The following is a 10,759-nucleotide window of genomic DNA, read 5'->3' as shown; positions in this document are numbered from 1 at the left end:
CAGACCTGTGGCGTATGACGTGTCCTTGGAATACGAATAGCTGGCTGACAGCCGGTCAGGTGGGCCCTGAGTGGCTGTCGAGCAGGGCCATGAATGCCCTGGCCGCATTCGATAGCGTACGCTCCGTGTGCAGAATGTAGCCTAGCTGGCGCGACAGCTGTATGCCGGGTAAAGCGATGGGTGCAACCTGTTCGTCGAGCATGGTGCGTGGCAGCACGCTCCAGGCCAGGCCGATCGACACCATCATCTTGATGGTTTCCAGGTAGTTGGTGCTCATGGCGATGTTCGGCGTCAAGCCCTGGCTTTCGAACAGGCGCTGGACAATATGGTGGGTAAAGGTATTGCCGCCGGGAAATACCGCCGGGTGGCGGGCGATGTCAGCCAGGCTGACCGACTGGTTGTTGGCCAGCGGGTGCTCGGGGGCGGCGACGAAGTCCAGGGCGTCGTCCCACACCGGCACGGCCTTGACCAAATGGTGCGGCTCGGGCGCCAGGGTGATAACGGCGATTTCGGCGCGGCCATGCAGAATCTCGTCGTAGGCCTGTTCCGAATCCATGAACTGAATATCCAGTGCCACTGCCGGGTACTGGCGGGTGAAAACCCGTAACAACGGGGGCAGGCGGTGCAGGCCGATGTGGTGGCTGGTGGCCAGGGTCAGGCGACCGCTCACGGCCCCGGTCAGATTGGTCAGCGCCCGTCGGGTATCATCCAGGACGTTGAGGATCTGGTACGCACGGGGCAGCAGTGCGCGCCCGGCTTCAGTCAGGGTCACCTCGCGGCCCAGGCGGTCGAACAGGCGTACGTCCAGTTGCTGCTCCAGGCCGGCGATGCGTTTGCTGATGGCCGGCTGGGTCAGGAACAGGCGTTCGGCTGCGCCGGAAAAGCTGCCGGTTTCGGCAATGGCGATGAAGGCACTGAGGTTGGCCAGGTCCATGATGTTGTATTCCTTTGGGTTATCCAAAGCATAAAAATTATGAATTTGAGTTATTCAATCTAACCCCCTAGCATCGTCCGTACAAGCCAAGGGGTCTTTGGCATAGAAAGACGCTGATGAGGAACAGTCTGATGGCTGGCAAAACGCTCTACGACAAACTCTGGGAAGCCCATGAGGTCAAGCGCCGTGATGACGGCTCGTCCTTGATCTACATCGACCGCCACATCATCCACGAAGTGACGTCGCCCCAGGCCTTCGAAGGCCTGCGCCTGGCCAACCGCAAGCCATGGCGTATCGACGCCAACATCGCCACGCCCGACCACAACGTGCCGACCACGCCAGAGCGCAAGGGCGGTATCGAGGCGATCGTCGACCAGGTGTCGCGCCTGCAGGTGCAGACCCTCGACGAAAACTGTGACGAATACGGCATCGTCGAATTCAAGATGAACGACGAGCGCCAGGGCATCGTCCACGTCATCAGCCCGGAGCAGGGCGCCACCTTGCCGGGCATGACCGTGGTCTGCGGTGACTCGCACACCTCCACCCACGGCGCCTTCGGTGCCTTGGCCCATGGCATCGGCACTTCCGAGGTCGAGCACGTGCTCGCCACCCAGTGCCTGGTCGCCAAGAAGATGAAGAACATGCTGGTGCGCGTGGAAGGCCAATTGCCGGCCGGCGTTACCGCCAAGGACATCGTGCTGGCCGTGATCGGCAAGATCGGCACCGCCGGTGGCAACGGTCACGCCATGGAATTCGCAGGCAGCGCCATTCGCGAATTGTCGATGGAAGGCCGCATGACCATCTGCAACATGTCCATCGAAGCCGGTGCCCGCGTGGGCCTGGTGGCAACCGATGCCACTACCGTTGCCTACGTCGAAGGGCGCCCGTACGCGCCGAAGGGCGAGCAGTGGAAGCAAGCGGTCGAGTCGTGGAAAGACCTGGTGTCGGATGACGATGCCGTATTCGACACCGTGGTCGAGCTGGATGCCAGCCAGATCAAGCCACAGGTCAGCTGGGGCACTTCGCCCGAGATGGTCCTGGCCGTCGACCAGCGTGTACCAGACCCGGCTGCCGAGACCGACCTGGTCAAGCGTGGTTCGATCGAGCGTGCCTTGAAGTACATGGGGCTGACCGCCAACCAGGCGATCACCGATATCAAGCTCGACCGTGTGTTCATCGGCTCGTGCACCAACTCGCGAATCGAGGACCTGCGCGCGGCGGCGGAAATCGCCAAGGGCCGCAAGGTGGCCGCCAGCGTCAAGCAAGCCATCGTCGTGCCAGGTTCGGGTCTGGTCAAGGCCCAGGCCGAGCGTGAAGGCCTGGACAAGATCTTCCTCGAAGCCGGTTTCGAATGGCGTGAACCAGGCTGCTCGATGTGCCTGGCGATGAACCCGGACCGCCTTGAAAGCGGCGAGCACTGTGCGTCCACCTCCAACCGCAACTTCGAAGGCCGTCAGGGCGCCGGTGGCCGTACCCACCTGGTCAGTCCGGCCATGGCCGCCGCTGCTGCTGTAGCGGGCCACTTCATCGATGTCCGCGAGTTGATCCAAGGGAGCGCAGCATGAAAGCCTTTACCCAGCACACTGGCCTCGTCGCACCGTTGGACCGTGCCAACGTCGACACCGACCAGATCATCCCCAAGCAGTTCTTGAAGTCGATCAAGCGCACCGGCTTTGGCCCGAACCTGTTCGACGAGTGGCGTTACCTGGACGTGGGTCAGCCCTACCAGGACAACAGCAAGCGCCCGCTCAACGAAGAGTTCGTGCTCAACCACGCGCGCTACCAAGGTGCCAGCGTGTTGCTGGCGCGGGAAAACTTTGGTTGCGGCTCCAGCCGTGAGCATGCCCCCTGGGCGCTGGACGAGTACGGCTTCCGCAGCATCATTGCGCCGAGCTTTGCCGACATTTTCTTCAATAACAGCTTCAAGAACGGCTTGCTGCCGATCATTCTCAGCGATGAGGAAGTCGACGAGCTGTTCAAACAGGTCGAAGCCAACCCGGGCTACCAGCTGACCATCGACCTGCAGGCGCAGGCGGTGACCCGCCCGGATGGCAAGGTGCTGCACTTCGAAATCGATGCGTTCCGCAAGCACTGCCTGCTCAACGGCCTGGACGATATCGGCCTGACCCTGCAGGACAGCGATGCGATCAAGGCCTTCGAGGCCAAGCACCGCGCCAGCCAGCCTTGGCTGTTCCGTGATGCCTGAAGTTCGTAGGTGACAGTACGGGCCTCTTCGCTCCTACAGAAAGTTACGCGGTCGCTGTAGGAGCGGGTTTACCCGCGAAGAGGCCGGCACAGGCAACAAAAATCTAAAGGAACGAGACATGACCAGCACCCAGCACATCGATGTGGTCCAACGCCAGTTCGGCGAACAGGCCAGCGCCTACCTCAGCAGCGCCGTGCACGCCCAAGGCAGTGAATTCGCCCTGCTGCAGGCTGAGCTGGCAGGGCAGGCCCATGCCCGCGTGCTGGACCTGGGCTGCGGTGCCGGTCATGTCAGCTTCCACGTCGCTCCGCTGGTTACCGAAGTGGTCGCCTACGACCTCTCGCAGTCCATGCTCGACGTGGTCGCCAGCGCCGCCGCCGAACGCGGCCTGGCCAATATCACGACCGAACGCGGCGCTGCCGAACGCCTGCCGTTCGCCGACGCTTCGTTCGACTTTGTCTTCAGCCGTTATTCGGCCCACCACTGGAGTGACCTGGGCCTGGCCCTGCGCGAGGTGCGCCGGGTGCTCAAGCCAGGTGGTGTGGCGGCGTTCATCGACGTGATGTCGCCGGGCAGCCCGCTGCTCGACACTTACCTGCAAACGGTCGAAGTGCTGCGCGACACCAGCCACGTGCGCGACTACTCCGCCGCCGAGTGGCAACGCCAGGTCAGCGAAGCCGGCCTGCACGTGCGCAGCCACACCCGCCAACCGTTGCGCCTGGAGTGGAGCACCTGGGTTGAGCGCATGCGCACCCCCGAGCCGATGCGCGTGGCCATCCGCCAATTGCAACAAGCCATGGGTGAAGAAGTACGGCAGTATTACCAGATCGAGGCCGACGGCTCGTTCAGCACCGATGTGCTGGTGTTGTGGGCCGAGCGTTAAGCACTTTTCGGTGGGGCCCGCTTGGCCACGCCGCGTGAATGGATAGAGGAAAGCATGAGCAAGCAGATTCTGATTCTCCCAGGTGACGGTATCGGCCCGGAAATCATGGCCGAGGCAGTCAAGGTACTGGAGCTGGCCAACGACAAGTTCCAGCTCGGCTTCAGCCTGGCGCACGACTTGATTGGCGGTGCCGCCATCGACAAGCACGGCGTGCCGCTGGCCGACGAAACCCTGGAGCGTGCGCGCAAGGCCGATGCGGTGCTGCTGGGGGCTGTGGGCGGGCCGAAGTGGGACAAGATCGAGCGAGACATTCGCCCGGAGCGCGGCCTGCTGAAGATCCGCTCGCAACTGGGTCTGTTCGCCAACCTGCGCCCAGCCATCCTTTACCCACAACTGGCCGATGCTTCGTCGCTGAAGCCGGAAATCGTATCGGGCCTGGACATCCTCATCGTTCGTGAGCTGACCGGCGGCATCTACTTCGGTGCCCCGCGTGGCCAGCGCGAGCTGGAAGGTGGCGAACGCCAGGCCTACGACACCCTGCCGTACAGCGAAAGCGAAGTGCGCCGCATTGCCCGTGTCGGCTTCGACATGGCCCGCGTGCGCGGCAAGAAGCTGTGCTCGGTGGACAAGGCCAACGTTCTGGCCTCCAGCCAGCTGTGGCGTGAAGTGGTCGAAGACGTGGCCAAGGACTACCCGGACGTGGAGCTCAGCCACATGTACGTCGACAACGCTGCCATGCAGCTGGTGCGTGCACCCAAACAGTTCGACGTGATGGTGACCGACAACATGTTCGGTGACATTCTGTCGGATGAAGCTTCCATGTTGACCGGTTCCATCGGCATGCTGCCGTCGGCGTCCCTGGATGCCGACAACAAGGGCATGTACGAGCCGTGCCACGGCTCGGCACCGGACATCGCCGGCCTTGGTATCGCCAACCCACTGGCGACCATCCTGTCGGTGTCGATGATGTTGCGTTACAGCTTCAATCAGTCGGCTGCCGCCGAGGCGATCGAGAAGGCCGTGAGCCTGGTTCTGGACCAGGGGCTGCGTACCGGCGACATCTTCTCGGAAGGCTGCCGCAAAGTTGGTACGCAGGAAATGGGCGACGCAGTAGTCGCAGCGCTGCGGAATCTGTAATCTCTCTGGCCCGCCCCCCAAAATTCCCGGTGGCGGCCCACTTTTAGCAAAGGTGTAGTTGCGATGAAACGTGTAGGTCTGATCGGTTGGCGCGGTATGGTCGGTTCCGTGCTCATGCAGCGGATGCTGGAGGAGCAGGATTTCGACCTTATCGAGCCGGTGTTCTTCACTACCTCCAATGTTGGTGGCCAGGGTCCGAACGTGGGCAAGGATACAGCGCCCCTCAAGGACGCTTATTCGATTGAAGAACTCAAGACCCTCGACGTGATCCTGACCTGCCAGGGCGGCGACTACACCAACGAGGTCTTCCCCAAGCTGCGTGAAGCCGGCTGGCAGGGTTACTGGATCGACGCCGCTTCGTCCCTGCGCATGCAGGATGACGCGGTGATCATCCTCGACCCGGTCAACCGCAAGGTCATCGACCAGCAGCTGGACGCCGGTACCAAGAACTACATCGGTGGCAACTGCACCGTCAGCCTGATGCTGATGGGCCTGGGTGGCCTGTTCGAGGCCGGTCTGGTCGAGTGGATGAGCGCCATGACCTACCAGGCGGCTTCGGGTGCCGGCGCGCAGAACATGCGCGAGCTGATCAAGCAGATGGGTGCTACCCACGCGGCAGTGGCCGATGACCTGGCCAACCCGGCCAGCGCCATTCTCGATATCGACCGCAAGGTTGCCGAGACCATGCGCAGCGAAGCGTTCCCGACCGAGAACTTCGGCGTGCCGCTGGCGGGCAGCCTGATCCCGTGGATCGACAAGGAACTGCCGAACGGTCAGAGCCGTGAAGAGTGGAAGGCCCAGGCCGAAACCAACAAGATCCTCGGTCGCTTCAAGAGCCCGATCCCGGTCGACGGCATCTGCGTGCGCATTGGCGCCATGCGCTGCCACAGCCAGGCGCTGACCATCAAGCTGAACAAGGACGTGCCGATCGCCGACATCGAAGGCATGATCAGCCAGCACAACCCTTGGGTGAAGCTGGTGCCGAACCAGCGTGAAATCAGCATGCAGGAACTGACCCCGACCAAGGTCACCGGCACCCTGAACATCCCGGTTGGCCGTCTGCGCAAGCTGAACATGGGTTCGCAGTACCTGGGCGCGTTCACCGTGGGTGACCAGCTGCTGTGGGGCGCCGCCGAACCGCTGCGCCGCATGTTGCGGATTCTGCTGGAGCGTTGATCGTTCAGGCTTCACCTGAAAAATACCGCACTGGTGACAGTGCGGTATTTTTTTATGCCTGAAGGTATGCATTTGGGTCGCGGGCCTAATCGCCGGATAATTCATGCCGCTGTTTAATGGCGAAATGTCTGCTCTGACAGCCCCTTGCTCTTGCTCTTGCCGTTGCTTTTGCTTCTAAGTGCGCGGTAGTTCAGGCGACGCAGATTGCGACTTCAGGAGGCCGAGCGCAGGGCTTGCGGAGGGAGGTGACGGGCATGGATGCCCGTCAAGCGCTGGGCCCCAGGATGGGGCCTGCAGCGCGGTCCTCCCGGGAGCAAGCCCGGAGCGAGGGGACCCCGGAGCGCAGCGTAGGGGCCGGATGATGGGAGCCGACGGCTTTGGTTACTTTGGCCACGACCAAAGTAACCCGCCGGAAGGGCGGAAAGGTGACGATGCGCCACCTGCGCGAATGAATACCTACTCGGTGTGAGTGCGCACATCCAAGAAGCAAGACGCAATCGAGCAACAGCAACAGCAGCGCCGGGTGGGCACAGACAAAACCCTACAATCCGAGTAAAGTGCCGCCCCCGCCGTCTACAGCAAAAGGATCCCTTCCATGACACACCCTTTGGATATCGCCGTCGTCGGCGCCACCGGCAGCGTCGGTGAAGCCTTGGTGCAGATCCTCGAGGAACTGGCATTCCCGGTTGCCACCCTGCACCTGCTGGCCAGCATGGAATCGGCGGGCAGCAGCGTGATGTTCGCTGGCAAGAAGCTGAAGGTGCGCGAAGTCGACAGCTTCGACTTCGCCCAGGTCAAGCTGGCCTTCTTCGCCACCGGCGCCGCCGTCAGCCGCAGCTTTGCCGGCAAGGCGCTGCAGGCGGGCTGCACGGTCATCGACCTGTCCGGCGGCCTGGACGACGCCCTGGCCCTGGTGCCGGAAGCCAACGCCGAACGCCTGGCCAGCCTGTCGTTGCCAGCGCGTATCGTCAGCCCATGCTCGGCCGCAGTAGCCCTGGCCGTCGCGCTGGCGCCGCTCAAAGGCCTGCTGGACATCGAGCGGGTGCAAGTGATGGCCGCATTGGCGGTGTCTGCGCAAGGCCGTGAAGCGGTCAGCGAGCTCGCCCGGCAAACCGCCGAACTGCTCAATGCCCGCCCGCTGGAGCCGCGTTTCTTCGACCGCCAGGTGGCATTCAACCTGCTGGCCCAGGTCGGTGCTGCCGACGAGCAGGGCCATACCGCGCTGGAGCGCCGCCTGGTCAGCGAACTGCGCGTGCTGCTGGGCCTGCCTGAACTGAAGATTTCCGTGAGCTGTGTTCAAGTCCCGGTGTTTTTCGGCGATAGCTTCAGTGTGGCCGTGCAAAGCCGTCGCCCGGTAGACCTGGCAGCGGTCAACCAGGCCCTGGAGGCAGCCGACAGCATCGAACGGGTGGAAAACGATGATTATCCGACCCCGGTAGGTGACGCAGTGGGCCAAGACGTGGTCTATGTTGGACGTGTACGTCACGGTGTTGATGAAGACCAGCAACTCAACCTCTGGCTAACCACCGACAACGTGCGCAAAGGCGCCGCGCTCAATGCCGTGCAAGTGGCGCAATTGTTGATTAAACACATGCCGTAAAAGATACTGGCGAGCACTTTTGTCCTGCTCCGCATGCAGGTTCCGGGACGATTCATACAAGGGAAGAGGTCATGCTTCGAATTCGCAAACTGGTTCTGGCCATGGCTGCAGCATCCGCGCTGTCGTCTGGCATGGCGAATGCGCTGGGCCTGGGGGAGCTGACCCTGAAGTCGGCACAGAATCAGCCGCTGGACGCCGAGATCGAATTGCTCGACGTGCGCGACCTCAAAGCCGCCGAAGTGGCGCCGAGCCTGGCGCCACCGGAAGAGTTCAGCAAGGCCGGGGTGGCGTTTCCAACCTACCTCGAAGACCTGACCTTCACACCGGTGATCAACCCCAACGGCAAAAGTGTGCTGCGCGTGACCTCCAGTCAGCCGCTGCCAGGTCCGGTGGTCAAGTTCCTGGTGCAGGTGATGTGGCCGCAGGGCCGCCTGCTGCGTGACTATAGCGTGCTGCTCGACCAGGCCAAGGCACAGGGCGACCAGCCGGCGGCAGGCAATGTCACACCGGCCATCACCGGTGCCAGCAGCTACACCACCCAGCGTCGCGACACCTTGTGGCAGATTGCCGCGCGTAACACCCAGGGTGGATCGATCCAGCAGACCATGATCGCGATCCAGGCTTTGAACCCGGACGCCTTCATCGGCAACAACATCAACCAGCTGAAGGTTGGCCAGGTACTGCGCCTGCCCGACCAGCAGCAGATCCAGAGCATCGCCCAGGGCGAGGCGAACCGCGAGGTGGCCGAGCAGTATGCGGCCTGGCGTGAAGGCCGTCGCCTGGGGCCGCGTGCCCGCCAGCTGGATGCCACCCGCCGTGGCGCCGCCGAGGCTGCACCGTCGCGTATCGCCCAGGGCGACAACCTGCGCCTGGTCAGCCCGGGCAAGCAGGCCGGTGCAGGCCAGGCCAAGGCGTTGAATGACGAGCTGGCCATGGCCCAGGAAAGCCTGGACACCAGCCGTCGCGACAACGAAGAACTGAAAAGCCGCATGGCCGACCTGCAGAGCCAGCTGGACAAGCTGCAGCGCCTGATCGAGCTGAAGAACAACCAGTTGGCACGCCTGGAAGGCCAGGGCGCAGCCGCGTCGGCTGCGGCTGCCGATACCCCGGAGCAGCCCGTGGTCAATCCGGCACCTGCTGCTGCCGATACCGCACCCCAGCCTGTGCCGGACACCCAGCCAGCACCCGCCAGCCAGCCGAAGGGTGCGCTCGACTCGGTCCTGGGCAACCCCTGGCTTCTGGGGGTGATTGCCGGTTCCAGCATCCTGGTGCTGGCACTGCTGCTGTGGCTGCTGGCGCGCAAACGCAAGGCCCAGCAAGAAGCCGAGAAGCACCTGCGCATGGCGCGGGCGCTGGAAGAAGAGCAGGGCGCAGGTTTCGACAGCGATACCGAGAGCTTCGACGGCGTCGAAGCCCGGGAGCCTGGCGTAACCCTGTCGCCGGCTGTGGTTGCCGCTTCGGCTGCAGCTGCCGTCGCTGCGGAAAAAGTGGCAGAGCCGGTCGCCGAGGCAGCACCCGAGCCTGAACCACAAGCAGACCCGCACGCCGCGCTGCTGGCGCAAGTCGACCAATGCCTGGCCGAAGGCCGCCTTAATCGTGCCACCGAGCTGCTGGAGCCCGCCGTGGCCGCCGCGCCGGAGCGTGACGACCTGCGCCTGAAACTGATGGACGTGTACGCCCGTCAGGGTGACCAGAGCGCGTTCGCCGAACAGGAGCGTCAGTTGCCGGCCAGCGAGCAGAACGTTGCTGAAGTCGCCGGCCTGAAAGAGCGTTACCCCGCCATGCTCGGCCTGGCCGCTGCCGGCCTGGGTGCGGCGGCGCTGGCTGCCGAAATGGATGAGCAGTACGTGCAAGAGCTGCTGCACGATGAGCCCGAAGCGCCAGTGGTTGCCGATGTGGTGCCTGACGAGTTGTCCGGGTTCGAGCCGCAAGAGCAGGCTGAGCCAGAGGTTGTCGCGCAGGCAGCGCCTGACGCTGAGCTGGCCGCCTTCGATGATGTGCCAACGCTCGATGCAACGGACCTGGCCGAGCAGGATCTGGACAGCGCCTTCGACCTGAGCCTGGGTGAAGACCTGGCCGATCAAGACCCTCTGGCCGCGTCCGTACTGGACGAGCCGATGGCACAGGGGGGCGTACCCGACGAACTGGTAATCGCTGAGCCTGTGCTGGATGAGCCCGTACAGGAAGAAGCTCAGCCAGACGAGCAACCCTTTGCCGTGGATGCCGAGCTGCAAGCCGACGCCGACGCTGATTTCGAGGCCATGCTGGCTCAGGCCGAGCCTCAGCCTGCCGTGGACCTGTCTGATTTCGATCTCGACGTCAGCGAGCCGGTTGCCCCGGCTGCCCCTGAGGCGCTGGAGCAAGATCCGCTGGATGTCACCGCCGAACTGGCTGCCTTCGACAGCGAACCGGAGTTTGATCCGGTCTCCGAGTTCGACTTGCCGTCGGACTTCGACCTGTCCCTGTCGCTGGAGGATGATTCGCCGGCAGCCAAGAGCTTTGCCTCGGAGCTCAATGACGTCAACGCCGAGCTGGACAAGCTGTCGCAGAGCCTCGAAACGCCATCGCTGGAGCCGCACTTCACCAGCGAAGACGCGGTGGCGCAACCAGAGCCCGAGCCTTTGGACGACCTGGACTTCGACTTCTTCTCCGGCAGTGACGAAGTTGCCACCAAGCTCGACCTGGCCCGTGCCTATATCGACATGGGTGACAGCCAGGGCGCGCGCGACATCCTGGATGAAGTGGTCAAGGATGGTGACGACAGCCAGCGTCAGGAAGCCGAGGACATGCTCTCCCGGCTGGTCTGATGCAAGCAGGGCAGGC

At 63.4% G+C, this 10,759-nt stretch carries 8 protein-coding genes; 7 read left to right on the top strand and 1 reads right to left on the bottom strand.

The annotated features are described in order from the left end of the window. Positions 1 to 55: 55 nt before the first annotated feature. Positions 56 to 934 (bottom strand): LysR family transcriptional regulator, encoded by an 879-nt coding sequence (locus tag AC3RCM_RS19910; RefSeq protein ID WP_010953001.1) that lies wholly within the window; start codon positions 932 to 934, stop codon positions 56 to 58. Positions 935 to 1,065: 131 nt separating this feature from the next. Between AC3RCM_RS19910 and leuC the strand changes: the two genes are divergently transcribed. The 7 genes from leuC (at position 1,066) to AC3RCM_RS19875 (ending at position 10,743) form a co-directional block, all read left to right on the top strand. Then, on the top strand, positions 1,066 to 2,499 hold the full coding sequence (gene leuC / locus AC3RCM_RS19905; RefSeq protein WP_010953002.1) for a 3-isopropylmalate dehydratase large subunit: 1,434 nt from the start codon (positions 1,066 to 1,068) through the stop codon (positions 2,497 to 2,499). After that, complete coding sequence (leuD, locus tag AC3RCM_RS19900) at positions 2,496 to 3,140, top strand: 3-isopropylmalate dehydratase small subunit (protein WP_020192544.1); 645 nt, start codon at positions 2,496 to 2,498, stop codon at positions 3,138 to 3,140. The genes leuC and leuD overlap by 4 nt, the downstream gene beginning before the upstream one ends. Positions 3,141 to 3,258: 118 nt before the next feature. Beyond that, on the top strand, positions 3,259 to 4,023 hold the full coding sequence (locus AC3RCM_RS19895; protein WP_104887237.1) for a class I SAM-dependent methyltransferase: 765 nt from the start codon (positions 3,259 to 3,261) through the stop codon (positions 4,021 to 4,023). Positions 4,024 to 4,077: 54 nt separating this feature from the next. Next, positions 4,078 to 5,160 carry a 3-isopropylmalate dehydrogenase gene (gene leuB, locus AC3RCM_RS19890; RefSeq protein WP_020192546.1) on the top strand — a complete coding sequence of 361 codons (1,083 nt, stop codon included), beginning with the start codon at positions 4,078 to 4,080 and terminating at the stop codon, positions 5,158 to 5,160. Positions 5,161 to 5,223: 63 nt separating this feature from the next. Next, entirely contained in the window at positions 5,224 to 6,336 is a 1,113-nt protein-coding gene (asd, locus tag AC3RCM_RS19885) for an aspartate-semialdehyde dehydrogenase (protein WP_003247195.1), read from the top strand. 595 nt (positions 6,337 to 6,931) lie between these two features. Beyond that, positions 6,932 to 7,936: an aspartate-semialdehyde dehydrogenase gene (locus AC3RCM_RS19880; RefSeq protein ID WP_010953006.1), complete on the top strand. Its 1,005-nt coding sequence runs from the start codon at positions 6,932 to 6,934 to the stop codon at positions 7,934 to 7,936. Between the two features lie 71 nt (positions 7,937 to 8,007). Further along, a complete protein-coding gene (locus AC3RCM_RS19875; protein WP_104887238.1) occupies positions 8,008 to 10,743 on the top strand; it encodes a FimV/HubP family polar landmark protein in 2,736 nt (911 codons plus the stop codon). Positions 10,744 to 10,759 lie beyond the last annotated feature (16 nt).

It is taken from the genome of Pseudomonas sp. GW823-FHT05G12 (assembly GCF_058795575.1).
This window is presented reverse-complemented; position numbering and strand designations above follow the sequence as displayed.

Coding starts and splice junctions, on each gene's coding strand:
- leuB (WP_020192546.1), top strand. CDS start 4,078: ATGAGCAAGCAGATTCTGATTCTCCCAGGTGACGGTATCGGCCCGGAA.
- AC3RCM_RS19880 (WP_010953006.1), top strand. CDS start 6,932: ATGACACACCCTTTGGATATCGCCGTCGTCGGCGCCACCGGCAGCGTC.
- leuC (WP_010953002.1), top strand. CDS start 1,066: ATGGCTGGCAAAACGCTCTACGACAAACTCTGGGAAGCCCATGAGGTC.
- AC3RCM_RS19910 (WP_010953001.1), bottom strand. CDS start 934: ATGGACCTGGCCAACCTCAGTGCCTTCATCGCCATTGCCGAAACCGGC.
- AC3RCM_RS19895 (WP_104887237.1), top strand. CDS start 3,259: ATGACCAGCACCCAGCACATCGATGTGGTCCAACGCCAGTTCGGCGAA.
- leuD (WP_020192544.1), top strand. CDS start 2,496: ATGAAAGCCTTTACCCAGCACACTGGCCTCGTCGCACCGTTGGACCGT.
- AC3RCM_RS19875 (WP_104887238.1), top strand. CDS start 8,008: ATGCTTCGAATTCGCAAACTGGTTCTGGCCATGGCTGCAGCATCCGCG.
- asd (WP_003247195.1), top strand. CDS start 5,224: ATGAAACGTGTAGGTCTGATCGGTTGGCGCGGTATGGTCGGTTCCGTG.